This is a genomic window from Burkholderia sp. Z1, from assembly GCF_014893795.1.
GTDB lineage: Bacteria > Pseudomonadota > Gammaproteobacteria > Burkholderiales > Burkholderiaceae > Burkholderia > Burkholderia theae.
In genome coordinates this window covers 2,089,818-2,115,139 of record NZ_JACFYL010000001.1, presented here as the reverse complement: position 1 = coordinate 2,115,139, position 25,322 = coordinate 2,089,818, and the positions used below count along the sequence as shown (strand labels likewise).

Below are 25,322 nucleotides of genomic sequence, written 5' to 3'. Positions count from 1 at the left end.
CCGGCGCGTCGCGCCGGCTCATTCAATCTGGAGGCAATGTCATGAATGCGATTTCCCGACCCGATCAACTATTAGTACCCCATAACGTGTGGGATGTGTATCGCGCGGATACCCCGTTGTTTCTCGCCACGCCGGCGCATACGGTGCTGGCCTGCGATGTCGCGGAGGCGATTCCGCACGCGGACGCACCGCTCGCGGCGCGCGTGAACGATGCGTTGCGCCGCGCGCGGGCCGACGGCCACGTGGGCGCGACGGTGGTCGGCGCGGTGCCGTTCGACGTCGGCACGCCGACTGCGCTGCGGGTTGCGCGCACGATGCTGCGCGCGCGGCCGCTCGGCGCGCGGCGGGCAGCCGGGCCGGCCGGCACGCGCTATGCGACGCGCGAGGTGCCGTCCGCGGATGCGTATGCGGACGCGGTCGCGCAGGCGGTTGCCCGGATTCGCGCGGGCGAGCTCGACAAGGTCGTGCTGGCGCGCACGCTGGAGGCGACCGGCGAGGTGCCGGTCGATGTTGCGGCGCTCGTCGCGCGACTCGCGTCGTGCAATCCGCACGGCTATACGTTCTCCGTGGATCTCGGCGCGGGTCGCACACTGCTGGGCGCGAGCCCGGAGCTGCTCGTGAACCGCTTCGGCGGCGTCGTGCGCGCGAATCCGCTGGCGGGTTCCGCGCCGCGCAGCCGCGACCCGGTCGAGGACCGGCGCCGCGCGCAGGCGCTGCTGGCGTCCGCGAAGGATCTCGACGAGCACCGGGTCGTCGTCGAAGCCGTGCGCGACAGCCTCGCGCCGCTGTGCCGGCGGCTCGACGTGCCGGCGCGCCCGTCGCTCGTCCATACGGAAACGATGTGGCATCTGTCGACCGAGGTGTGCGGCGAAACCGACGCGGATGCGTTGACGCTCGCACTCGCACTGCATCCGACGCCCGCCGTCTGCGGCGCGCCGCGCGCGGCGGCACGTGACTGCATTCGCGATGCCGAGCCGTTCGATCGCGGCTTCTACGCGGGAATGCTCGGCTGGGTCGATGCGCATGGCGACGGCGAGTGGGTCGTCACGATTCGCTGCGCCGAAGCGTTCGACCGCACGCTGCGGCTCTATGCGGGCGCGGGCGTGGTCGGGGAATCGACGCCCGAAGGCGAACGCGCGGAAACCGCGGCCAAGTTCCGGACGATGCTGGATGCGCTCGGTATCGATCGCGATGCCGCATCGGGCGCCGCGCGGGAGGCCGCATGACGCTCGCGAACCGCACGCCGTGGCCGGACGCGTTCGCCGCCGCGTATCGGCAGAAGGGGTACTGGCTCGGCCAGTCGTTCGCGCAGTGGTTCGACGAACGCGTCGCGCGGCACGGCGAACGCATCGCGCTCGTACAGGGCGACCTGCGCTGGTCGTACCGGACGTTCGCGGTGGAAGCCGAACGCACGGCCCGCGCGCTGACCGCGTGCGGGATCGTGCCGGGCGACCGCGTCGTCGTGCAATTGCCGAACTGCGTCGCCTTTTTCGCGGTGACGTTCGCGCTATTCCGGATCGGCGCGCTGCCGGTGTTCGCGCTGCCTGCGCATCGCCGGCGCGAGATCGGCTACTTCTGCCGGCACGCGGGCGCGGTCGCCTATGTCGCGGCCGAACAGCACGACGGGTTCGACTACCGGGCGCTCGCGAGCGAGATCCGCGCCGATGCGCCGACGCTGCGCCACGTGCTGTTCACGGTGCCCGGCAATGCGCGCGTGGCGCTGCCGGATGCGCCGCCCGACGTCGCGCTGCCGCCGGTGCCCGGCGCGCACGAGATCGCGTTCCTGCAACTGTCGGGCGGCAGCACGGGTACGCCGAAGCTGATTCCGCGCACGCACGACGACTACCTGTACAGCGTGCGCGAGAGCGCGCGCATTTGCGGGCTGACCGAACGCAGCGTCTATCTCGCGGCGCTGCCGGCCGCGCACAACTATGCGCTGAGTTCGCCGGGCTCGCTCGGTGTGTTCGATGCCGGCGGCACCGTCGTGCTGAGCGACGGCGCGAGCCCTGACACCGCGTTCCCGCTGATCGAGCGCGAGCGCGTGACGGTGGCGGCACTGGTGCCGCCGCTCGTGCCCGTATGGCTGGCCGCGGCCGGGCAGCGGCGCGGCGCGCTGGCGAGCCTCGAACTCGTCCAGGTCGGCGGCGCGCGCTTCGATCCGGCGCTTGCGGCGCGCGCGGCCGACGGCTTCGGCGCGCAATTGCAGCAGGTGTTCGGGATGGCAGAAGGGCTCGTCAACTACACGCGGCTCGACGATCCGCGCGACGTGGTGATCGCCACGCAAGGGCGCCCGATCTCGCCGGACGACGAGATCCGCATCGTCGACGACGACGACCGCCCGGTCGAACCCGGCGCGGTCGGCCATCTGCTGACGCGCGGCCCGTACACGATCCGCGGCTACTACGACGCGGCCGCGCACAACGCGCGCGCGTTCACGGCGGACGGCTTCTATCGCACCGGCGATCGCGTCCGCCTGACGGCGGGCGGTCAGCTCGTCGTCGAGGGGCGCGCGAAGGACCAGATCAACCGCGGCGGCGAAAAGATCCCGGCCGAGGAAATCGAACACCTGCTGCTCGCGCATCCGGGTGTCGTCGACGCGGCGCTGGTCGCGATGCCCGACCCGTATCTCGGCGAACGCAGTTGCGCGTACGTGATTCGCGGCGCGCCCGCGCCGGCCGCGGCGGACCTCGTGCGCTTCGTGCGTGGCCAGGGCGTGGCCGCGTTCAAGGTGCCCGACCGGATCGAATTCGTCGACGTTTTCCCGAAAACGCCCGTCGGCAAGATCGACAAGCGCGCGCTTCGGCAGCACATCGCGGATCGGCTCGCCGCTGCCGCGTGACGGGTGCGGCGACGCCCCGTCGATTTTTCCATTCCCAAGCAATCCAACATGGCCATTCCGAAAATCGCTTCCTATCCGATGCCGGCCGAGCTGCCGGCGAACCGCGTGAACTGGCGGTTCGACCCGCGCCGCGCGGCGCTGCTCGTGCACGACATGCAGGACTACTTCCTCGACTTTTACGACCGTGCGGCCGCGCCGGTGCCGACGCTCGTCGCGCACGTGCGCCGCCTGATCGATTTCGCGCATGCCGCCGGGATGCCGGTCTACTACACAGCGCAGCCGGCAACCCAGGCGGCGGCCGACCGGGCGCTCCTGACCGACATGTGGGGGCCGGGCCTCACCGCGCAGCCGTCGCGCGCGGCGATCTGCGACGCGCTCGCGCCGGCACCCGGCGACACGGTGCTCGACAAGTGGCGCTACAGCGCGTTCCGGCGCTCGCCGCTCGAGACGCGCCTGCGCGAGCAGGGGCGCGACCAGCTCGCGATCTGCGGGATCTACGCGCACATCGGCTGTCTGATGACCGCCTGCGACGCGTTCATGCGCGACGTGCAGCCGTTTTTCGTCGCCGACGCGCTCGCGGATTTCTCCGAGCGCGAGCACCGCATGGCGCTCGACTACGTGGCCGGACGCTGCGGAATGGCGGTGACCACGGACGCGCTCGTCGGTGTCGCGCCGGCGGACGATACGGTACCGCTGCTCGCCGCGATCGCGGCGCAGGTCGCCCGCAGCCTGCGGATGCCGGCCGCCGACCTGCGCGAGCACGACAACCTGGTCGATTGCGGACTCGATTCGATCCGGATGATGACGCTCGTCGAGCAGTGGCGTGCGCAAGGCTACGACGTCACGTTCGTCCAGCTCGCCGAGCAGCCGACGCTCGGTGCATGGACGCAGGTGCTGCAGCGCGCGGCGCGGGTGAGCGCATGACGGCGCGTCCGGCGATGCCCGGTGCCCGTCCGGCGACGTTCGTTAGCACGGCGGAGGTGTCGGTGCCGCAGGCCGACCGCGTGCTGTTCAAGCTGTGCAAGCACTACGCGATCAAGGTGCCGGTCGTGTTCGACGAGCATCGCGCGACCGTCGATTTCCCGTACGGCGTCTGTCGGATGCTGCGCACCGACGACGTGCTGCAGCTTCGCTGCGAAGCCGATTCGTCGGAGCAGCTCGAGCAGATCCAGTACGTGATGGACGAGCACCTGGGGCTGATGTCGCGTAACCGGGCGCTGGTGGTCGCATGGGAGCGGGGCGCGTGACGCGGCCCGCCTCCGGCTCAACGAACTTCGGAGCAAGCTCGCTCATGACAAACGAATCCTTGCCGATCCGCGCGACTTCCGCGCAGTACGGAATCTGGGTCGCGCAACAGGTCGATTCCGACGATCCGGGCTATCTGACGGCCGAGACCGTCGAGCTCGACGGCGCGCTCGACGTCGCCGCGCTGACCGACAGTGTCGAGGCCGTGCTCGATCACGCCGACGCGCTGCACATGCGGTTCGCGTGGCAGGACGATGCGCTGTGGCAGGCGCGCCGGACGCCGCGCACGCGGCTGCCGCTCGTCGACCTGTCGGTGCAAGCCGATCCCGTGCAGGCGGCGCATGCGTGGATGAAGGCGTCGCTGTCGATCTGCTGCGACGTGACGGCCGATCCGCTGTACCGCACCGCGCTGCTGCGGCTGTCGCCGACCCGGCACTGGTGGTACCTGCAGGTGCATCACATCGCGCTCGACGGCTTCGGCTACGGTCTGCTGCAGCAGGCCGTGGCCGCCCGCTACAACGCACGTGTCGGCGGCGGGCCGCTGCCGGTGCTGCCCGACTGGCGGATCGATCGCGTGGTGGAGGCCGAGGCGCGTTATCGCGCCGACGGCGGCTTCGATGCCGATCGCGCGTTCTGGCGCGCGCATCTGCGCGAAGTGCCCGCGCCGCTCGTCCTCGCGCCGAAGCAGGACATCGCCCCCGACGCGTGGCGCGCGACGCGCGTGCTCGACGCCGAACGCGTGCGCGCGCTGCGCGCGGCCGCCGAGCGGGTCGACGTCGACTGGAATGCGTGGCTGCTGTGCGCGGTCGGCATCTGGCTCGCGAAGCAGGGCGGCCAGTGCGACCTGACGCTCGGGCTGCCGGTGATGAACCGGCTTGGCACGCCGGCGCTCGGCGTGCCGTGCATGGCGATGAACATCGTGCCGCTGCGCATGCATGTCGACGCCGAGCGCTCGCCGCGTGCGCTTGCGCGCGAATGCGCGGCGCGCCTGCGCGCGATCCGGCCGCACCTGTATTACCGGTACGGCTGGATTCGCGGCGATCTCGGGCTGCTGGAGCGCAACGCGTTCCTGTTTAACCAGGCCGTCAACGTGATGCCGTTCGAACGGCAGGTCGCATTCCACGGGCTCGCGAGCGACACCCGCGCGGTGAGCGGCGGCCCGGTGAAGGATCTGAACGTGACGCTCGCCGTGCGCGGCGGCGCGTGGCATCTGACGCTGGAAGCCAACCCGAACGCGTACGACGAAGCCGTGCTCGCCGCGCATGCGCGCGACCTTGCCGCGTGGCTCGACGCATTTGCCGAACAGGCGCCGGACGAGCCGGTGAGCGCGCTGCTCGACGGGATGCCCGCGCCGTCGATCGTGCGCGGCGCGCCGCTCGCCGGGCCGTACGACGACGTGCTCGCGCGGATCGAACGCATCGCGCGCGACGCACCGGCGCACCCGGCTATCGAGGCCGGCGACTGGCGCATCGACTACCGCGCGCTGCTTGCCGACGCCGATGCGCTTGCGACGGAACTCGAACGACGGGGCGTGGCGCGCGCTGCACGTGTCGCGATCGCCGCGCCGCGCGCGCCCGACGTGATTGCGGCGATGCTGGCCGTGCTGAAGGTCGGCGCGACGATCGTGCCGATCGATCCGGACGGACCGCCACAGCGCGTCGCGGCGATGCTGGCCGATGCGGCGCCCGCGCTGGTGATCACGCGCGACGCGTATCGCGAATGTGCGGGTGGGCGGCCGGTGCTCGATCTGGACGCGGCGCGTGTGCCGTCGCCGCGCGACGTGGCGTGCGCGGCGACCGACGCGGCACAGCCCGCGTACCTCCTGTACACGTCGGGATCAACCGGCCGGCCGAACGGCGTGCTGGTCGGGCGCGGCGCGCTCGCGCATTTCGTCGCGAGCACGCGCGACCTGTATCGCATCGGTCCGAGCGACCGGGTGCTGCAGTTCGCGCCGCTGCATTTCGATGCGAGCTTCGAGGAGATCTTCGCGACGCTCTGCAACGGCGCGACGCTCGTGCTGCGCGACGACGCGATGCTCGACTCGATCGATGCGTTCACGGCCGAGGTCGAGCGCCGCCGCATCACGGTGCTTGATCTGCCGACCGCCTACTGGCACGTGCTCGCCCATGCACTGGACGCGCGCCATGCGCAGCGCCTTGCCGGCGTGCGTCTGACGATCATCGGCGGCGAGGCCGCGTTGCCGGAGCGGATCCGGCGCTGGCACGCGCACCTGCCGCATCTGGCGCTGCTGAACACCTACGGGCCGACCGAAGCGACGATCATCGCGACGGCCGCCTGCGTGAGCGGCCCCGGTGCGGTCTGGCGCGACGGCGAGCCGGTGCCGATCGGCACGCCACGCGCGGGTGTCGACGCGCAAGTGGTCGACGAGCGGCTGTATCCGGTGGCCGAGGGCCGCACGGGCGAGCTGGTGCTGTGCGGCGACGCGCTGGCGCTCGGCTACCCGGGCAATGCGGCGCTGACGTCCGAGCGCTTCGTCGCGCTGCCGGGGAGCGGCGCGCGCGCGTACCGGACCGGCGATCTCGCCACCGTGCGCGACGGCCGGCTGGTGTTCGACGGCCGGATCGACCACGAGGTGAAGATCAGCGGCGTGCGCATCGATCCGCGCGAGATCGAGGACTGGCTGCTGCGCACGCCGGACGTGCGCGAGGCGGCGGTCGTCGCGTTGCGCGGCGACGCCGACGTGACGACGCTCGCGGCGTTCGTCGTCGGGGTGGACGAAACGACCGCGCTGCGTGCGCGGCTCGCCGACGCGTTACCGGCCGCGGCGATTCCCGACGCGTGGCACGTGCTCGAACGGCTGCCGCGCAACGTCAACGGCAAGACCGATCGCAACGCGTTGCGGCAGCGTGCGATGGCGGCCCGCATCGGCGTGGACGACGATCCGCGCGCCGACGCGCTCGAACGGCAGGTGATGCACGCGTGGCGCAGCGTGCTCGGCGGCGTCGCGCTGATGCCGGATTCGAATTTCTTCGACATCGGCGGCAAGTCGTTGCAGGCGATCCAGGTGAGCGCGCGGCTGGCGACCGCGCTCGGCCGCGACGTGCCGGTATCGATGCTGTTCCGCCATGCGACGGTCGCGGCGCTGGCGGCTGCACTGCGCACGCCGCTGCCGTACCGGCCGCGCGCGGAGCGCGACGCGTTCGCCCCGCATCTTGCGATCCAGACGGCGGGAGGCGCCGCGCAGCGGCTCATCTGCATCCATCCGGCCGACGGCCTCGCGTGGAGCTACCTGCGGCTTGCCGCGTACCTGCCCGACACGACGGTCGACGGGCTGCAACTGTCGGTCGGCGACACGAACGGCGCGGCCGATTTCGACGCGCTCGTCGACACCTATGTGCGGCGCGTGCGGGCACTGCAGCCGGACGGTCCGTACCACCTGCTCGGCTGGTCGCTGGGCGGCGCGCTCGCGTACGCGGTCGCGGCGGCCCTCGAACGCGCCGGCGCACCGGTGGGCGTGCTCGCGTTGATGGACAGTTATCCGTCGTCCGCGTGGATGGCACAGCCGCAGCCGGAGGCGGGCGATGCGCTGCGGATCCTGCTGACGGTGAACGGCGATTTCGACACGGCGGCGTTGTCCGACGCATTGCTGCGGCAGCGCCTGCTGCGTGCGAACAGCCCGTTCGCAGCGCTCGGCGGCGCGGGGCTCGACGCGCTGGTCGACGCGACGCTGCGGCAGATGCGCCAGTTCCGCGCCGCGCCGACCCCGCATTACGGCGGCGAACTGCTGCTGTTCAACGCAACCCGCAGGCGGCCCGGCACACCGGCACCCGACAGCTGGGCCGCGCACCGGCCGGCGGCGTTGCCGACCTGCGTGGCGCTCGACTGCTCGCACGACGGGATGTCCGATCCCGAACCGATGGCGGCGATCGGCGCCGCGCTGACCGAACGGCTCGCCGCATGGGCCGACATGGAAACCGTTACGAGGAACTTGAATCGATGAGCAGGGAAACCGAAATGACATTTCCGGCCGGTGTGGCCGTCGTGACCGGCGCGGCGCGCGGGATCGGCGCCGCGGTGGTTCGCGCGCTCGCCGCGCGCGGGGTCGACGTCGCCGCGTTCGACGCCGACGGCGACGCGCTGGCGCGGGCGACCGAGGATCGCACGCCGGCGCCAGGCCGCGTCCATCCGTTCGCGGTCGACGTGGCCGACGCACGCGCCGTGCGCGCGGCAATCGAGCGCGTGGAGGCGACGGTCGGCCCGATCGGCATGCTCGCGAACGTCGCCGGCGTGCTGCGGCTCGCGGCGGCGACGTCGCTGACCGACGACGACTGGGCGCATTGCTTCGCGGTGAACACGCACGGCGTGTTCCACCTGTCGCGCGCGGTCGCACAGCGCATGATCGAGCGGCGCGCGGGCAGCATCGTGACCGTCGGGTCGAATGCGGCGCTCGTGCCGCGCACGCAGATGGCCGCCTACGCCGCGTCGAAGGCCGCCGCGCATCAGTTCACGCGCTGCCTCGGCCTGGAACTGGCCGGCGACGGCATTCGCTGCAACATCGTCGCGCCGGGTTCGACCGACACGCCGATGCAGCGCCAACTGTGGCGCGGCCCGGAAGGTCCGGCAGGCGTCATCGCGGGGTCGCTCGAAACCTATCGCACCGGCATTCCGCTCGGTCGCATCGCCGCACCGGACGACGTCGCCGACACCGTGCTGTTCCTGCTGTCCGACGCCGCGCGCCACGTAACGCTGCACACGCTGTGTGTCGACGGCGGCGCGACGCTCGGCGTGTGACGGCCCGTCTGAATTCCGTCTCCGGAGCATCTTCATGAAACAGATATCGGCCTGTGCCGAACAAGGCGCGGCAGGCGCATTCGCGTTGCCGCGTCACGAAGAACGGTTGCGCGTCGGTGCGCGGCTGCCCGTACCCGACGCGCTGCGCCACGCGGTGCCGGCGTCGTATGCCGCGCGGGCGACCGTCGACGCGGGACGCGCGCAGCTGCGCGCGATTCTCGAACGGCGCGACGCGCGCCGGATCGTCGTCGTCGGACCGTGCTCGATCCACGATCCGGCGGCCGCGCTCGACTATGCGCGCCGTCTCGCCGGTCTTGCACACGCGGTGCGCGACGCGCTCTGCGTGGTGATGCGCGTCTACTTCGAGAAGCCGCGGACGACGGTCGGCTGGAAAGGGTTGATCAACGATCCGGGGCTCGACGGCAGCCATCGCGTCGAGGAGGGGCTGCGCACCGCGCGCCGGCTGCTCGTCGACATCAACGCGCTCGGGCTGCCGGTTGCGACCGAGGTGCTGGACGTCGCGACGCCGCACTACCTGTCCGACCTGGTGAGCTGGGCCGCGATCGGGGCGCGCACGACCGAATCGCAAATCCATCGCGAGCTGGCATCGGGGCTCGCGATGCCGGTCGGTTTCAAGAACGGCACGGACGGCCAGGTCGACATCGCAGCGCACGCGATGCTGGCCAGCATGCGGCCGCACACGTTCATCGGCGTCGATGGTGCCGGCAGTCCCGCCTTGCTGCACAGCACCGGGAATCCGCACGCGCACCTCGTGCTGCGCGGCGGTCGCCACGGGCCGAACTACGACGCTGCATCGGTGGCGGCCGCGGTCGAAACGTTGCGCGCGCAACGCCTGACGCCGAACCTGCTGATCGACTGTTCGCATGCGAACTGCGGCAAGCAGGCGATGCGGCAACTGGCGGTGCTGGACGATGTGGTCGGGCAGATGCGCGCGGGCAACGAAGCGATCCGGGGCGTGATGCTCGAAAGCTTCATCGAGGACGGCGCGCAGCCACTGGGCGGCGCACTGCGCTACGGCTGCTCGATCACCGATCCGTGCATCGGCTGGGAGGCGACCGAGGACGCGCTGTGGCGCGCCCGCTGCCTGCTGACCGACGACGGCACCCATGCGCGCTGACGCGCGCCGTTTACCTTTTCCATCGGAACACCTCATGTCGACGACTTCCGTTGAATCCCTGCAAGCGCCGGCCGATGCCGGCGCGTCCTTGCTGCCGCTGCTGCTCGCGAACTTCGCGATGGTGGCCGGCACCTACGCATTCGTCACGATCGCCGGCCCGATGGCGCGCCGCATGCATCTCGAACCGCTGCACATCGGCGCGATCATCGGCGTCGTCGGGCTCGTGTGGATGGCTGTCGCGCCTCGCTGGGGGCGAGCGGCGGACACGCGCGGGCGCTTGTCGACGATGCGCGCGGCGATCGTCGGGTTCGTCGCGAGTTCGCTGCTGCTGGCCGGCTACGTCGGCTGGGCGTTGCGCGACGGCGGCAGCGCCGTGCCGCCGGTGTGGGCGGGCCTTGTCGCGCTGCTCGTCACGCGCGCGGCGATGGGCGGTTGTTATGCGGGGCTGCCCGTCGCGGCCACGGCGTGGATCGCGGACCGGACGCCGGCCACGGGGCGCGCGGCGGCGATCGCGCGATTCGGCGCGGCGGGCGCGATCGGGATGGTGCTCGCGCCGCCGCTCGCGGGCTGGCTGGCCGGGTTCGACATGACGCTCGCGCTCGCCGTGTTCGCGTTGCTGCCGCTCGTCGGGCTGGCGGGGCTGCGACGGCTGCGCGCCGACGGCGTGCATGCGGTGCGGCAGGCGCCGCCCCGGCTGAAGCCGACCGATCCGCGCGTACGCCTGCCGTGGTGCAGCGCGTTCGCGCTGTACAGCGCGGTGATGATCGCGAACAGCGTGCTCGGTTTTTACGTGATCGACCGGCTGCACGTGCGAACGGGCGACGCGTCGATGGTGGTCGGTTACGCGCTGGGTAGCGCCGGCCTCGGGTTGATCGCGACGCAGTCGCTGGTCGGCCGCCTGCGTGCGGTCGCGCCGCTCCAATGGCTGCGCTGGGGCGCGCTGGCGGGTGGCGCGGGGTTCGTGTCGGCGCTGGCCGCGGAGGCCGCGCACCCGCTGCTGCTATGCGCGAGCTACTTCGTGGCGGCCTGCGGGATGGGCGCCGCATTTCCCGCGGTCGCGGCGCTCGCGAGCACGCGCGTCGAACCGCATGAACAGGCTGCATGCGCGGGCGCGATGTCGATGGCACAAGGGCTCAGCATGGTCGTCGCGCCGCTGGCCGGCACGATGCTGTACGAACTGCATCCGGCGGCGCCGTTCGTGTCGATCGGCGTGGTGCTCGCGGTCGTATTCGTCGCGACATGCGGTGCCGGGGCACGCGCGCCGGCGGCGTGACGGTTGTCGTGAGCGTCGCGCGAATCGGTCGTCGGTTATTCGACCGGCGCAACGACCAGCGGACAGGCGCCGATCGCGTGCAGCCGCGTGCCGGTCCATTCATAGAAGAACCGGGCGGCCTTCGCGTTGTTGTCGTCGCAGTCGTCGTTGAAGCAGCCCGCGACGATCAGCAGCGCACTGCCGGCGCGGAAATCGACGCGCTCGTCGTCGTTGCCCATGACGCCCGCGATCGCGTTCACGCCGGGCATCGTGTAGGTCGCGCCCGTGTACTTGTCGACGATCGCGAAATTCCGGCAATCCGTTCCGCAACCCCAGATCGCGACGCGGTAGTGGCCGGCAAAATTGGCCGGTTGCGCGAATTCGTCGCGGATGACGGTGCGGTACAGGCGCGCTTCCTTGCTGGTCAGCCGGGGCGCCGCGGCCGGCTTGCGCGGCGCGCGTGCGGCGGGTGCCGGATAGCGGTCGAACGAAGGCGACGGGCATGCGGCGGCAGCCGTCGCTGCGGGCGGGGGCGCCGCATGGGCGGCGCCGGAGTCGGCAAGCAGCGCGGCCGATGCACCGGCGATCAGCAGAAATCGATGGGCGAGTGCCACGCGTCATCCTTCATGTTCGAGGTTGAGATCGGGCCGAGGGCCCGAACGGCCGACGACGATTCTATGACGCTTCGCGTGTGCCGGCGACACGGAATGGCGTTCGCGCGCGAGTGCCTTCAGTTGCGCATCGAACCGGCCGTGCGTGATACGTCTCCCCGTCAAGCATTGTCAAATCGCGGCGATATATCACGATGCCTGACGTTTCAGGCCGTGCACGAAGGCTGTCATGTCCGGGTCGATTGAGTATCCTTGAATTCGATTTGCGGTACTCACGCAGTCACAACCGGGAGGCTTCACATGAATGCACGTCTATACCGCGCGACCGTTGCCGGCGCGCTGATCGGATTGCTCGCGCCGTTTTCGGTGGCCCATGCGCAGCTTGGCGACGTCCTGAAGCAGGTCGGCGGCGGTGGCGATTCGGGCGGCAGCGCGGGCGGTGCGCTCGGTAACCTGGGCGGCCTCGGCAGTGCGCTGACGGGCGGCGGCGGTTCGTCGCTGATGCCGGGCAGCACCGGCAACGTCGCGGGCCTGCTGCAGTTCTGCATCCAGAACAACTATCTCGGCGGCGCGTCCGGCGGCGCATCGTCGGTGAAGGACGCGCTGATGGGCAAGCTCGGCGGCAATGCGTCGTCCGACAGCGGCTACACCAGTGGTGCGAGCGGGATCCTCGATGCCGGCAACGGCAGCAAGCTCGACCTGAGCGGCGGCGGCCTGAAGCAGCAGGTGACCAAGCAGATCTGCGACAAGGTGCTGTCGCAAGGAAAATCGCTGCTTTAACTACGGCGGCGTGCGCGCTGCAACGCGGCGCACGCTATCGAACCGGCGCGGCGGATGTGCGGCGGCAGTCGCCGCTTGCATACCGCCCCGCGCGCGTCAATCGGCTAGCCGCTTGTCGGCGAGCGCCTTGCAGCAGTCTTCGTACACCCATTGCACGAGTTTCGCCCGATAGTCGAGATCGTCGGTATCGACGATTTCCTCGACCGCGTCGCGTGCCCACGACGCATCGACGAACCCGGCATGTCGTTTCGCGATGTCCTGCGCGAGCGCGGCGAGCTTCGCGACCGCGAGCCAGTCGGCCTGGCGGTGATGGCGATCGAGCCAGCGGTGCGCGGCCTGAACCTGGAACGTGGCGTCCGGCCACGATTCGTTGAGGTAAAACGCGCCGAGATTGCCGCAGGTGAGCCAGCAGAGCAGTTCCAGGCGGTCTTGCGAGCCGAGGGTGTGGGATGCGTCGGACATGGCAGCGCTCACGAAATGCAGGGATTCCGGGCGGCGCCGGTCGCAATGGGCCGGTGCCGATAATAAAAACATAGCACGATGCGGGCCTGGTCGCGCACTCGGGCGGATGCTTACACGATGGCGGCCGGGTCGACGCTGCACCGGCGTTCGTGACTGACTGCGGAGCAACGGTGCGGCGGAATGGAAGGCGGGGGAACAGTGGGGAAATGCTCGACGCGGAACGGTAGTTTCCGCGGGGTGGCGGGCCCGTGGCGGGGCCCGCCCCGCAGCCCGGCACGCGGGCTGCCGATGCGTGCGCTCAGGTGGGCGTGTGCGTGGCGCGCGCGATCGAGCGGATGCTGCGCTCGACGCGGATCAGGATGATCAGTACCGCGAGCGACACGAACGAGTACAGCGCGACGAGCGCGGCGGCGCCGGCGTAGCGCGCGGTCTGGCCGTTCTCGACGGCCGTGTCTTCCGCGGCTTTCTTCTCGTTCTCGATCGCGGTTCGGCGGGCCTCGTAGCGCTGGGCGAAGTCGCGTGTGATGGCCGTTATGAGGTCGATATACGCTTGGTCGCGCGTGTACGCGTCGCCGTGTGCGGCGACCTTTTTCTTGATGTCGGCCGCGACGTCCTGGCGCGACAGTACCTTGTCGAGATAAGCGATCTGCTGTTCGTAGTACGCGACGGGCGGATGGCCGTCTTCGCCGAGCACGCGCTGGAACGACGGTTCGTACACGTTGCTGTCGAGCGTGAAGTCCGGAGTCAGTGCCACGCGGCCGTGTTTCTGCACGATGGCCGACAGTTGTGTCGACAGGCGCTGCGCGGGCGACGCGGCGTCGTCCTTCGCAGTCGGGCTGCCGGTGGCCGGCGCGGCCTTGGCGGGCGCGTCGCTCTCCCACGAGAACGACGCCGGATCGACCTGGATGGCCGGGTCGATCTTCGGCGGCTTCGACAGGTGCGCATCGAGTGCGACCGCGCCGAATATGACCCCGCCGATCAGCACCGCGGTCGCGAACAACAGCACGATCACACGCAGTACCTGAAGGTAGCCGCCCTCGATTTTGGTCAGGATGCTCATGGCATTCTCCTTTCTTATGATGATTGAGGCGCCAGAGGCTAAATAGCTTTCGAATGGCTGTCAATCGTCACACGCGCCGCCCGCAATGCTCGTTAGAATGTCGACTTTCTCGCGAAGCATGGAACGGGAGTGCGCGGAGGCGCCCACTCTGGCCAACAGGAGACGCAGCACGATGAAAATCTACGACCAGTTCTATATCGACGGCGCATGGCGCAAACCGGCCGGAACCGGCACGATCGACGTGATCGACTCGGGCACCGAAGCGGTGATCGGCCGGATTCCGGAGGGCGTCGCGTCCGACGCGCAGGATGCGATCCGCGCGGCGCGCGCGGCCTTCGACGCGTGGGCGGTCACGCCGGCCGCGACGCGCGCGGGCTACCTGCGCAAGATCGTCGAGCATCTGCAGGCGCGCAGCGAGGAACTCGCGCAGTCGATCACGGGCGAAGTCGGCATGCCGATCAAGCTGTCGCGCGCGATCCAGGTCGGCGGTCCGATCTACAACTGGAAGGCGTACGCGAAGCTCGCCGAGTCGTTCGAATTCGAGGCGCAGGTCGGCAACTCGCTCGTCGTGCGCGAGCCGGTCGGCGTCGTCGCGGCGATCACGCCGTGGAACTACCCGCTCAACCAGGTCACGCTGAAGGTCGCGCCGGCACTTGCGGCGGGCTGCACGGTCGTCCTGAAGCCGTCCGAAGTCGCGCCGCTCAACGCATTCATGCTCGCCGAGGCGATTCACGAAGCCGGTCTGCCGCCCGGCGTGTTCAACCTCGTGTGCGGTTATGGCCCGGTGGTCGGCGAAGTGCTGGCGACCGATCCGGACGTCGACATGGTGTCGTTCACGGGTTCGACGCGCGCCGGCAAGCGCGTGGCCGAACTGGCGGCCGCGGGCGTCAAGCGCGTTGCGCTCGAACTGGGCGGCAAGTCGGCGTCGGTGATCCTCGACGACGCCGACTTCGCGACGGCGGTGAAGGGCACGGTCAACGCGTGCTACCTGAACGCGGGCCAGACCTGCTCCGCGCATACGCGGATGCTGGTGCCGGAAGCGCGTTACGAAGAGGCGCGCGAGATCGCGAAGGCCGCGGCCGAAACGTACGTCGCGGGCGATCCGCGGCAGGACGCGACGCGCCTCGGCGCACTCGCGTCGGCCGTGCAGCAGCAGCGCGTGCAGGCGTATATCCAGCGCGGCATCGACGAAGGCGCGGAACTCGTGACGGGCGGCACGGGCCTGCCGGAGGGGCTCGCGAAGGGCTTCTTCGTGAAGCCGACCGTGTTCGGCCGGGTCGATCCGAAATCGACGATCGCGCAGGAAGAGATCTTCGGGCCGGTGCTGTCGATCATCACGTATCGCGACGAAGACGAGGCCGTGCGGATCGCGAACGATTCGCCGTACGGGCTCGGCGGCGCGGTATGGGCCGGCAGCGACGAACGCGCGATGGGCGTCGCGCGCCGCATCCGCACGGGGCAGGTCGACATCAACGGCGGCACGTGGAACGGCGCCGCGCCGTTCGGCGGCTACAAGCAGTCGGGGCATGGCCGCGAGAACGGCGTGTACGGGCTCGAAGAGTATCTCGAGTACAAGTCGATGCAGCTCAAGCCAGCGAAGCCGGCCTGAGCGCTTCGCAGCGCATGAACCGGAAACGGCACGCTTGCGTGCCGTTTTTTTATTGACGCGCGTCAAGGTGCGCGGCGGTGGATCGTCGATCATCGCGGTTCCGATGTTCCGACGAGGTTTCAGATGACCGTACGCAGTTCCTTTCCGCCGCTGACGATTCGCGGCCGCACCTTGTTGCCCGTCGTGCAGGGCGGCATGGGCGTCGGCATCTCCGCACACCGGCTGGCGGGCAGCGTCGCCCGCGAAGGCGCGGTCGGCACGATCGCGAGCATCGACCTGCGCCACCATCATGCGGACCTGCTCGCGCGGTGCCGCGCGCAACCCGATCGCGCGACGCTCGAGAGCGCGAACCTCGATGCGCTGGCGCGCGAGATCCGTCTCGCGAAGACCTACAGCGAAGGGCGCGGGATGATCGCGGTCAACGTGATGAAGGCGGTGAGCGCGCATGCGGACTACGTGCGCGTCGCGTGCGACGAAGGCGCGGACGCGATCGTGATGGGCGCGGGCCTGCCGCTCGACCTGCCCGATCTCACGCAAGGACACGACATCGCGCTGATCCCGATCCTGTCGGACAGCCGCGGGATCGCGCTGGTGCTGAAGAAGTGGATGAAGAAGGGGCGCCTGCCCGATGCGCTCGTGATCGAGCATCCGGCGCATGCGGGCGGCCACCTCGGCGTCACGCAGATCGACGACATGCACGACCCTCGATTCGATTTTGCGCGCGTGCTCGACGAGACCGCGCAGGTGATGGCGTCGCTCGGCCTCGCGCGCGAGACGATCCCGCTGATCGTCGCGGGCGGGATCAACAGCCACGACACGGTGCGCGCGGCGTTCGCGGCCGGCGCGAACGGCGTGCAGGTCGGGACGCCGTTCGCGGTGACGGAAGAGGGTGATGCGCATCCGGATTTCAAGCGCGTGCTCGCCGACGCGACGCCCGACGACATCGTCGAATTCGTCAGCGTGACGGGGCTGCCCGCGCGCGCGGTGAAGACACCGTGGCTCGATCGTTACCTGCGCAACGAGACGCGCATTCGCAACAAGCTCGGCGCGCTGAAGCAGCGCTGTCCGACCGCGCTCGAATGCCTGAGCGTGTGCGGGCTGCGCGACGGCATCGAGAAGTTCGGCCATTTCTGCATCGATACGCGGCTCGCGGCGGCGTTGCGCGGCGACGTTGCGAACGGGCTGTTCTTCCGTGGCCGCGAAGCGCTGCCGTTCGGCCGTACGATCCGCAGCGTGCGCGACTTGCTCGACCTGCTGCTGACAGGACGTGCGACCGAGCCTGCGGCAAACCGTCCCACGTTTACGCTGGCTTGACGGATATCAAGATGTCGAAAAGACCCTACGAGGAGAATGGAAACCATTCTTTGGGGGTCCGTACCATGCATAAAACGATTCGAACTTGTGTCACCGCTGCCGCCGTCGCGGCAAGCCTCGTCGCGATGCCTTCGCTGTCGCACGCAGCGTCGCCGGGCGACGGCATCAATCAGGGTGACGTACTGGTTCGACTGCGCGCGATCAGCATCCAGCCTAACGAGCGCGCGAGCGACACGCTGGGTGCGCTCAACGTCGGTGTGAACAACGCGATCGTGCCCGAGCTCGACTTCACGTACATGATCCGCGATTACCTTGGTGTCGAGCTGATCCTCGGCACGTCGCGGCACCAGCTGACGTCGAGCCTCGGCAATCTCGGCGGCGTGGGCGTGCTGCCGCCGACACTGCTGCTGCAGTATCACTTCAACCATGCGGGCAAGGTGCGTCCGTACGTCGGCGCCGGGGTGAACTACACGTACTTCTACAACAACGGGCTCAACGTCGGTGGGGAGGGCGTGTCGATCAACAAGAGCAGCTTCGGCCCCGCGCTGCAGTTCGGCGTGGACGTGCAGTTGACGAAGAAGGTGTTCATGAACGTCGACGTGAAGAAGATCTGGATGAGCACCGATGCGACGCTCGGCGACAAGGGCATCGGCACGCTGCACATCGATCCGCTGATCGTCGGCGTGGGCGTCGGGATGAAGTTCTAGACGCGGCGGGAAAAAAACAGAGTTGGGGTTGGCGGCATGGCAGTCGGCATGCCGCTTTTTTTTGCGCGGCGGATTTACAGCTTGTCGTACTGGAAGCGCATCGCGGTGCCTTCGCGCGTGATGCGCTCCCACACCGCGCGCTTTTCGTCGTCGCTCAGGAACACCCAGTTCGATACTTCGGCGGCCGTGCGGCCGCAACCCTTGCAGACTTCGTCGAAGAGGGTCGAGCACACGCCGATGCAGGGGCTGTCGGGCAGGTCGTGGAGATTGGAGGCCATCGGGAGGGTTCGCGCAGTTGAATCGTCAGCCGCCATTTTAATGCATCGCGGCCGCCCGGTCGGGCGGGGGCGGCCGGCATGCTGTACCGGTGCAGAGCCGTGACAGTACGACCCCACACCGGCAACGGCTGGCCGGCGGGATCGCCAGCCGGCCCCGGGCCCGGGTGCGCGCGACACGCGTCGCGATTTCACCGGCGAAACAAGCGACGTGCACACCCGCCGAACGGGCCGCCCGCCCGGCACGCGAACGTCGTTTTGCCACCGCCGGTTTTTCCCTGTGGACAGCCGCCGATTACCCGATAAAATTCCCCCGGAACACCCCGCCGCACGGGCGGCCTGACTGGCCGGCGGCGGGAATCTGTTCCGTTTGCGCGACACCGGCATGATTTTTTTGTGACGTAGCGCGAATGGTGGTAGTTTTCGGGGTTTTCGAGGGGCGGAGCACCAGAATGCGCCGCCATGACGAGGCAGACGGCAGCCGGACAACGTGTCCGGCCGGAGGGAGAGCGGGATGAAAGCAAAGGTAGTGGGCCGGTTCGCAGCGCTCGCGCTGTGCGTGGGTGCATCGGCGGCAGCAGCGAAGGATACGCAGCTCAATGTCTATAACTGGTCCGACTACATTGCGAAGGACACGATCCCGAACTTCGAGAAGCAGTCGGGCGTGAAGGTCCGCTACGACAACTACGACAGCGACGACACGCTGCAGGCGAAGCTGCTGACGGGCAGCTCGGGCTACGACATCGTCGTGCCGACCAGCAACTACGCGGGCAAGCAGATCGCCGCCGGCATCTTCGCGCCGCTCGACAAGTCGAAGCTGCCGAACCTCAAGTATCTCGATCCGCAACTGATGGCGCTCGTCGCCGGCGCAGACCCGGGCAACAAGTATTCGGTGCCCTGGGCGTATGGCACGACGGGTCTCGCGTACAACCTGACGAAGGCGCAGCAGGCGCTCGGCAAGGTCCCGCTCGACAACTGGGACATCCTGTTCAAGCCGGAAAACCTCGCGAAGCTGAAGACCTGCGGCGTGTCGGTGCTCGACGCACCCGACCAGATGTTCGCGGCCGCGCTGCACTACATCGGCAAGGATCCGATGAGCACGAACCCGGCCGACTACAAGGCCGCGATGGACGTGCTGAAGAAGATCCGCCCGTACATCACGCAATTCAACTCGTCGGGCTACATCAACGACCTGGTCGGCGGCGACATCTGCTTCGCGTTCGGCTGGTCGGGCGACGTCGTGATCGCGAAGCATCGCGCGATCGAAGCGAAGAAACCGTACAAGGTCGAGTACTACATTCCGAAGGGCGGCGCGCCGGTGTGGTTCGACGTGATGGCGATCCCGAAGGACGCGAAGAACAAGGATGCCGCGCTGCAGTGGATCAACTACATCGAGGATCCGAAGGTGCACGCGGCGATCACGAACGCGGTGTACTACCCGAGCGCCAACGCCGAGGCCCGCAAGTACGTGCGGCCCGACGTCGCGAACGACCCGGCCGTCTACCCGCCGGCCGACGTCGTGAAGACGCTGTTCCTGCTCAAGCCGCTGCCGCCTGAAATCCAGCGCCTGCAGACGCGTCTGTGGACCGAGCTGAAGTCGGGCCGCTGACGCGAGCGAAGTGAACCAGCAGTCATGAAGCCCCTGGTGCCCCCGGGGGCTTTGTTCGTCAAACGCAGGAGAGAAGCAGCACATCATGAATAGCCAGTCGGGTGCGCCGGTCGCGGGCGCGCCGTTCTCCGTTTCCTCCTCCGGCGCCGATGCGCGCGCCGAGAACTTTGTCCAGATCGTCGACGTCGTCAAGAAATTCGGCGACACCGAAGCCGTGCGCAGCGTCAATCTGACCGTGCGCCAGGGCGAGCTGTTCGCGCTGCTCGGCAGCTCGGGCTGCGGCAAGTCGACGTTGCTGCGGATGCTCGCGGGCCTCGAGACGGTCACGTCGGGCAAGATCCTGATCGACGGCGAGGACCTCGCGCAGATGCCGCCGTACAAGCGGCCCGTGAACATGATGTTCCAGTCGTATGCGCTGTTCCCGCACATGTCGGTCGAGTCGAACGTCGCATTCGGCCTGAAGCAGGAAGGCGTGCCGAAGGCCGAGTTGAGGGAGCGCGTCGCCGCGGCGCTCGAACTCGTGCAGATGATCAAGTACGCGAAGCGCAAGCCGCATCAGCTGTCGGGCGGCCAGCAGCAGCGCGTCGCGCTGGCCCGCTCGCTGGTCAAGCGCCCGAAGCTGCTGCTGCTCGACGAGCCGATGTCCGCGCTCGACAAGCAGATCCGCCAGCGCACGCAGATCGAGCTCGTCAACATCCTGAACAAGGTCGGCGTCACCTGCATGATGGTCACGCACGACCAGGAAGAAGCGATGACGATGGCGAATCGCCTCGCGGTGATGAGCGAAGGGCAGATCGTGCAGATCGGCTCGCCGAACGAAGTGTACGAATATCCGAACAGCCGCTTCTCGGCCGAATTCATCGGCTCGACGAACCTGTTCGACGGCGTGACCGTCGAGGATGAACCCGACCACGTGTACATCGAATCGCCGGAACTGCCGAGCCGGCTGTACGTGAGCCACGGCATCTCGGGCCCGCTCGGGATGCCGGTCACGGTGTCGGTGCGCCCCGAGCGGATCGCGCTCACGCGCAAGCCGCCCGAAGGCGCGTTCAACTGGGCGCGCGGCAGGATCAGCAACGTCGCGTACATGGGCGGTTATTCGCTGTATCACGTGAAGCTCGACGCGGGCAAGACGGTGATCGCGAACGTGTCGAGCCTCGCGATTTCGGAGCTCGACACGCCGGCGCTCGGCGACGAGATCTACGTGCGCTGGAGCGCGACCGCGGGTGTGGTGCTGACGTCATGACCACGTTCAAGTCCCTGCTCGAGTGGCCGGTGCGGCGCTTCAACCTGACCGGCGCCACGGCGGTCGTCGCCGGGCCGTTCACGTGGCTCGTGCTGTTCTTCCTCGTGCCGTTCGTGCTGGTCGTCAAGATCAGCTTCGCGGAGCTGCAGCTCGGCATCCCGCCGTACACGGAGCTCGCGTCGTACGCGGACGGTGTCGTGCACGTCGCGCTGAACCTGTCGCACTACGCGTTCCTGTTCACGGACAGCCTGTATTTCGCGACCTACGTGAATTCGGTGTGGGTGGCCGCGGTCACGACGCTGCTGTGCCTGCTGCTCGGCTATCCGATGGCGTACTACATCGCGCGCTCGAACCCGGCGACCCGCAACCTGCTGATGATGGGCGTGATGCTGCCGTTCTGGACGTCGTTCCTGATCCGCGTGTATGCGTGGATCGGCATCCTGAAGAACAACGGCCTGCTGAACAACTTCCTGATGGGGATCGGGCTGACCCATACGCCGATCGAGCTGTACCGCACGAACTACGCGGTGTACATCGGGATGGTGTATTCGTACCTGCCGTTCCTCGTGATGCCGCTCTACGCGCACCTCGTGAAGATGGACCTGCGCCTGCTCGAGGCCGCGTACGACCTCGGCGCCAAGCCGTGGAAGGCGTTCGTGCAGATCACGCTGCCGCTGTCGAAGAACGGGATCATCGCGGGCTGCCTGCTGGTGTTCATTCCGGCGGTGGGCGAGTACGTGATTCCCGAGCTGCTCGGCGGCGCGAACACGCTGATGATCGGCCGCGTGATGTGGAATGAGTTCTTCAACAACGCAGACTGGCCGATGGCGTCGGCCGTGACCTGCGCGATGGTGCTGCTGCTGCTCGTGCCGATGGCGATGTTCCAGCATTTCCAGGCGAAGGAGCAGGGGGGCCGTCGATGAAGCCGAATCGTTACCTGCAGTTCGCGGCGCTGTTTGCCGGCTTCGCGTTCCTGTACATCCCGATCATCAGCCTGATCGTCTATTCGTTCAACGAGTCGAAGCTCGTCACCGTGTGGTCCGGCTTCTCGTTCAAGTGGTACTCGGCGCTCGTGCAGGACGACGAGCTGCTGACCGCCGCGTGGCTGTCGTTGAAGATCGGCGTGCTGACCGCGTTCGCGTCGGTGTTCATCGGCACGTGGGCCGGTTTCGTGCTCGCGCGGATGGGCCGCTTTCGCGGTTTCGCGCTGTTCAGCGGGATGATCAACGCGCCGCTCGTGATTCCCGAGGTGATCCAGGGGATCTCGCTGCTGCTGCTGTTCATCGAACTGGCGAAGTGGATCGGCTGGCCGGCCGAGCGCGGGGTTTTCACGATCTGGCTCGGTCACGTGATGCTGTGCATCTCGTACGTCGCGATCATCGTGCAGTCGCGCGTGCGCGAGCTGAACCCGTCGCTGGAGGAAGCCGCGCTCGATCTCGGCGCGACGCCGCTGAAGGTGTTCTTCACGATCACGCTGCCGCTGATCTCGCAGGCGCTGATCGCGGGCTGGCTGCTGTCGTTCACGCTGTCGATCGACGACCTCGTGCTGTCGGCGTTCCTGTCGGGCCCCGGCTCGACGACGCTGCCGCTCGTCGTGTTCTCGCGTGTGCGCCTCGGGCTCAACCCGGAGATGAACGCGCTTGCGACGCTGTTCATCGTCGCGGTGACGGCCGGCGTCGTGATCGCGAACTTCGTGATGCTGCGTCAGGAGCGCAAGCGGATGGCAGGGGCCGCGGCCTGACGGTTGCGTTGCTTGCGGCAATGAAAAAACGCCCGGTGCCGACGATGAGTCGGGCCGGGCGTTTTGCTTGGGCGCGCTGCGTGCGCTGCAGTGCCGGTCAGTACGCGAAGCTCTTGCCGGGTGTCGTCCAGACTGCCGTGGCGGCCGTGCACGGCTGGAGGCTCAGCGTGCCGCCCGCGGCAGGCGCCAGGCAGCGGCCCGTCGATTGCGACACGATCTGAGTCGAACCCGGTGCGGTGCCGGTTTTCACGCGCCATTGCTGATCGGCCGCACCGGCGGTACAGGTGCGCAGCAGCGCGCCGTTGCCCGCGCCGGATGCCTGCGCGGTGAGGCAGTAGCTGTACTTGGTCTGCAGCGTGCCGTCGCTCGCGACGACCCACAGTTGCGGATTGAAGTGCGTGCCGCCCGACACGCGCACCGACGCGAGCGTCGCGCAGGCGCCGAGCGCTGCGGGATGGCCGTCGGCAAGGCCGCCCGACGCGGTCAGGCACATGCCGTTCGCTTTCACGAGGCCGGCCGCCGATTGCTGCGGGCCGCCGATCAGCGTCGCGACGCCGTTCGATACGGACGCATTCGCATCGCTGGCCGGACAGGTCTTGTTGACGGTGACCGACGGTGCCGGCACGGCCACTGCGTTGCCGATCGCGTCATATGCGCGAATGTCGAACTGCGCATCGGTGTGCGCGATCGACGTGCAACTCGTGCGGCTCGAGTTCCAGTCGAAATATTCCACCCACTGGCTGATCGACGAAACCGGCACCTGCGTCTGCGTCGTGCCGACGTAGATGCTGCCGATGTCGAAGCTGTCGCCGGTCGAGCCGGGCGTCACGTCGGTGACGTTGCTCTTGAACCAGCCCGGGCCCTGGGCCGTGTCCGGCGTGATGCGGAACCGGTACGTGTGGCCGGCCTGCCAGTCGTAGCGGTAGCGGCACTGCGCGCCCGCGCTGCCGTCGGTCGCCGAGCCGCTGACCGTGCAGTAGCTGCCCGCGCCGATGCCGGCGCTGGCCGGCGTGCCGGGTTTGGCGGCCGTCGCGCCCCACAGGCTGAACAGGAATTGCCGGCCGGTGCCTTCGCTGGCCGATACCAGTTCGGTCGACTGGAGGCCCGTGTAGCCGTTCAGCGAATTGACCTGGTTCGACCAGAACACGTTCGAGTTCGGGCCGGGGTCGGTCCGTGGCGTGATGAACAGATCGAGCGTGCCGACGCTGCGCACGGTCGACGGGAACCACGTGTTGCTGTAGAGCCCCGGCGTCGAGCCGAGGAAGCCGGACAGCGTCGGCGCGGTGCTGGCGGACAGCGTCGCGAGACCGGGTGCCGGGTTGCCTGTGACGGTGAAGCTGCGCGCGCCTGCAGGCGGCAGCGACGCGACGGGCGGTACGTCAAGCGTGAAGCTGAACGTGCAGGTGCCGCCGGCCGGCACCGTCGCGCCCGACAGCGCGACCTGTGTCGTACCGTCGCTGGCCAGCGCGCCGCCGCACGCGCTCGTGAACCCGGTGGCAATGAAGCCGGCCGGCATGCCGATGAACAGGCCGGCAGCGGCAGGCTCGGTGCCGGCGTTGGTGAGTTTCAGCGTCGCCTTGTCGGTCGTGCCGACGGACGGCGACAGACTGGCGAGCGTCAACGCGGCCGTGTAGGCCGGTGCGGCGAACGTGGTGAGCGGGGCGAGCATCAGCGCGGCGACTGCCGCGCGCTTGGCGGACGGAACGAGCATGGCCGGACTCCTGAATAATTATTCGTTATCGACACGCACCGGATAAACGGGCGCGCGGCGGCGAGTCTAGCATGCGGTCCTGACAAATTCGCGACAGATGAGGGGGGCCGCGGGCCGGACGCGGGTTCGATCCCCGCGCCCGGTTCGTGCGCCGGATTACGCGCCGAATGCGGCCTTGCCCAGCAACCCGAGCGCGACACACACGAGCACGGCCGCAAAGCCGGCTTGCACGTGCCGCGCGGCGAGGTGCCGCGATGCGCCGCGGCCGGCAGCCATGCCGAGCGCGGTCGCGACGGTGAACCACAGCGTCACGTCGAGCGGCGCGTGCGTGCCCGACACGAGCGTCGCGAACACGCCGCCGGTGCCGACCAGCGCGATCACCATCAGCGAGGTCGCGACGACGCCGTGCATCGACACGTTCGTGAACTTGCGCAGCATCGGCACGATCACGAAACCGCCGCCGACACCGAGCAGCCCGGTCATCAGGCCCGTCATCGCGCCGGTCGACGCAAGCGCGACGCCGACCGGCCAGGACCATACGAGACGGCCCGTATCGGGATTCACGCGGCCGACGCACAGCGGCGACGCGTCGGCATCGGCGGGCGCGTGCCGCAGCGCCTGCCGCAGCAGGCGGCCGGCGACGATCAGCATCGTCAGCGCGAACAGCGCGAGCAGCATCCGTTGCGGCAGCACGTGCGCGAGCCGCACGCCGAGCGTGGTCAGCGGCACGCCGGCCACGGCCATCAGCAGCGCCGCGCGATAGCGCACGAGCCCGCGGCGGAAACCTTCGAGCGCGCCGAGCGCGGCGCTGCCCGCCACCGCGACGAGCGCGACGGGCGTGGCCTGCTGCATCGGCCAGCTCATGCCGACCACGAGCGCGGGCACCGCGAGAATGCCGCCGCCGGCGCCGGTCAGGCCGAGCACGGCGCCGACGAAGCCGCCCAGTACGAGGGAAATCAGCATGACGTCAT

22 protein-coding genes are annotated in these 25,322 nt (G+C 69.0%); 16 read left to right on the top strand and 6 right to left on the bottom strand.

Annotated elements, in window-relative coordinates:
- Positions 1–41 precede the first annotated feature (41 nt).
- The 8 genes from H3H55_RS09755 to H3H55_RS09720 are packed head-to-tail and all read left to right on the top strand — an operon-like array spanning position 42 to position 11,247.
- Positions 42–1,226: an isochorismate synthase gene (locus tag H3H55_RS09755; protein ID WP_193098468.1), complete on the top strand. Its 1,185-nt coding sequence runs from the start codon at positions 42–44 to the stop codon at positions 1,224–1,226.
- The gene (locus H3H55_RS09750) at positions 1,223–2,839 is read left to right on the top strand and encodes a (2,3-dihydroxybenzoyl)adenylate synthase (protein ID WP_193098467.1); all 1,617 of its coding nucleotides are present in this window, start codon (positions 1,223–1,225) and stop codon (positions 2,837–2,839) included. Before H3H55_RS09755 ends, H3H55_RS09750 begins: the two co-directional genes overlap by 4 nt.
- A 48-nt stretch (positions 2,840–2,887) precedes the next feature.
- Positions 2,888–3,763 (top strand): isochorismatase family protein, encoded by an 876-nt coding sequence (locus H3H55_RS09745; protein ID WP_193098466.1) that lies wholly within the window; start codon positions 2,888–2,890, stop codon positions 3,761–3,763.
- The gene (locus H3H55_RS09740; protein ID WP_129512223.1) at positions 3,760–4,086 is read left to right on the top strand and encodes a DUF2218 domain-containing protein; all 327 of its coding nucleotides are present in this window, start codon (positions 3,760–3,762) and stop codon (positions 4,084–4,086) included. The genes H3H55_RS09745 and H3H55_RS09740 overlap by 4 nt, the downstream gene beginning before the upstream one ends.
- A 44-nt stretch (positions 4,087–4,130) precedes the next feature.
- A complete protein-coding gene (locus H3H55_RS09735; RefSeq protein ID WP_193098465.1) occupies positions 4,131–8,045 on the top strand; it encodes a non-ribosomal peptide synthetase in 3,915 nt (1,304 codons plus the stop codon).
- Complete coding sequence (locus H3H55_RS09730) at positions 8,042–8,836, top strand: 2,3-dihydro-2,3-dihydroxybenzoate dehydrogenase (protein ID WP_226799999.1); 795 nt, start codon at positions 8,042–8,044, stop codon at positions 8,834–8,836. Before H3H55_RS09735 ends, H3H55_RS09730 begins: the two co-directional genes overlap by 4 nt.
- 34 nt (positions 8,837–8,870) lie before the next feature.
- Entirely contained in the window at positions 8,871–9,974 is a 1,104-nt protein-coding gene (locus H3H55_RS09725) for a 3-deoxy-7-phosphoheptulonate synthase (RefSeq protein WP_193098464.1), read from the top strand.
- 34 nt (positions 9,975–10,008) lie between these two features.
- On the top strand, positions 10,009–11,247 hold the full coding sequence (locus tag H3H55_RS09720; RefSeq protein ID WP_193098463.1) for an MFS transporter: 1,239 nt from the start codon (positions 10,009–10,011) through the stop codon (positions 11,245–11,247).
- A gap of 35 nt (positions 11,248–11,282) precedes the next feature.
- Here H3H55_RS09720 and H3H55_RS09715 read toward each other — a convergent pair whose 3' ends face one another.
- Positions 11,283–11,840 (bottom strand): hypothetical protein, encoded by a 558-nt coding sequence (locus H3H55_RS09715; RefSeq protein ID WP_193098462.1) that lies wholly within the window; start codon positions 11,838–11,840, stop codon positions 11,283–11,285.
- Positions 11,841–12,137: 297 nt separating this feature from the next.
- Between H3H55_RS09715 and H3H55_RS09710 the strand changes: the two genes are divergently transcribed.
- A complete protein-coding gene (locus tag H3H55_RS09710; protein WP_129512217.1) occupies positions 12,138–12,617 on the top strand; it encodes a DUF2501 domain-containing protein in 480 nt (159 codons plus the stop codon).
- Between the two features lie 96 nt (positions 12,618–12,713).
- Here H3H55_RS09710 and H3H55_RS09705 read toward each other — a convergent pair whose 3' ends face one another.
- Positions 12,714–13,079 (bottom strand): hypothetical protein, encoded by a 366-nt coding sequence (locus tag H3H55_RS09705; protein WP_047900785.1) that lies wholly within the window; start codon positions 13,077–13,079, stop codon positions 12,714–12,716.
- Positions 13,080–13,377: 298 nt separating this feature from the next.
- A complete protein-coding gene (locus tag H3H55_RS09700) occupies positions 13,378–14,139 on the bottom strand; it encodes a hypothetical protein (RefSeq protein ID WP_193098461.1) in 762 nt (253 codons plus the stop codon).
- Between the two features lie 172 nt (positions 14,140–14,311).
- On the opposite strand from H3H55_RS09700, the gene H3H55_RS09695 reads away from it, so the two are divergent.
- The 3 genes from H3H55_RS09695 to H3H55_RS09685 all read left to right on the top strand — a co-directional run bounded on the left by H3H55_RS09695 (position 14,312) and on the right by H3H55_RS09685 (position 17,769).
- The gene (locus H3H55_RS09695) at positions 14,312–15,748 is read left to right on the top strand and encodes an aldehyde dehydrogenase family protein (RefSeq protein ID WP_193098460.1); all 1,437 of its coding nucleotides are present in this window, start codon (positions 14,312–14,314) and stop codon (positions 15,746–15,748) included.
- Positions 15,749–15,871: 123 nt separating this feature from the next.
- Positions 15,872–17,062: an NAD(P)H-dependent flavin oxidoreductase gene (locus H3H55_RS09690; protein ID WP_193098459.1), complete on the top strand. Its 1,191-nt coding sequence runs from the start codon at positions 15,872–15,874 to the stop codon at positions 17,060–17,062.
- Positions 17,063–17,127: 65 nt separating this feature from the next.
- Complete coding sequence (locus H3H55_RS09685; protein ID WP_193098458.1) at positions 17,128–17,769, top strand: OmpW/AlkL family protein; 642 nt, start codon at positions 17,128–17,130, stop codon at positions 17,767–17,769.
- A gap of 74 nt (positions 17,770–17,843) precedes the next feature.
- Here the strand turns inward: H3H55_RS09685 and H3H55_RS09680 are convergent, their stop codons facing one another.
- Complete coding sequence (locus H3H55_RS09680; RefSeq protein WP_006493160.1) at positions 17,844–18,047, bottom strand: DUF1289 domain-containing protein; 204 nt, start codon at positions 18,045–18,047, stop codon at positions 17,844–17,846.
- Positions 18,048–18,558: 511 nt separating this feature from the next.
- On the opposite strand from H3H55_RS09680, the gene H3H55_RS09675 reads away from it, so the two are divergent.
- From H3H55_RS09675 to H3H55_RS09660, 4 genes are all read left to right on the top strand, one after another.
- Positions 18,559–19,653, top strand: a complete 1,095-nt coding sequence (locus H3H55_RS09675; protein ID WP_193098457.1) for a polyamine ABC transporter substrate-binding protein — start codon at positions 18,559–18,561, stop codon at positions 19,651–19,653.
- 85 nt (positions 19,654–19,738) lie between these two features.
- Entirely contained in the window at positions 19,739–20,899 is a 1,161-nt protein-coding gene (locus H3H55_RS09670) for an ABC transporter ATP-binding protein (RefSeq protein WP_193098456.1), read from the top strand.
- Positions 20,896–21,822, top strand: a complete 927-nt coding sequence (locus tag H3H55_RS09665) for an ABC transporter permease subunit (protein ID WP_129512211.1) — start codon at positions 20,896–20,898, stop codon at positions 21,820–21,822. The genes H3H55_RS09670 and H3H55_RS09665 overlap by 4 nt, the downstream gene beginning before the upstream one ends.
- Positions 21,819–22,640, top strand: a complete 822-nt coding sequence (locus H3H55_RS09660) for an ABC transporter permease subunit (protein WP_193098455.1) — start codon at positions 21,819–21,821, stop codon at positions 22,638–22,640. Before H3H55_RS09665 ends, H3H55_RS09660 begins: the two co-directional genes overlap by 4 nt.
- Positions 22,641–22,737: 97 nt before the next feature.
- On the opposite strand, the gene H3H55_RS09655 is transcribed toward H3H55_RS09660, so the two are convergent.
- Positions 22,738–24,351, bottom strand: a complete 1,614-nt coding sequence (locus tag H3H55_RS09655) for an RICIN domain-containing protein (protein ID WP_193098454.1) — start codon at positions 24,349–24,351, stop codon at positions 22,738–22,740.
- A gap of 156 nt (positions 24,352–24,507) precedes the next feature.
- The gene (locus H3H55_RS09650; RefSeq protein WP_193098453.1) at positions 24,508–25,314 is read right to left on the bottom strand and encodes a sulfite exporter TauE/SafE family protein; all 807 of its coding nucleotides are present in this window, start codon (positions 25,312–25,314) and stop codon (positions 24,508–24,510) included.
- Between the last annotated feature and the right edge of the window lie 8 nt (positions 25,315–25,322).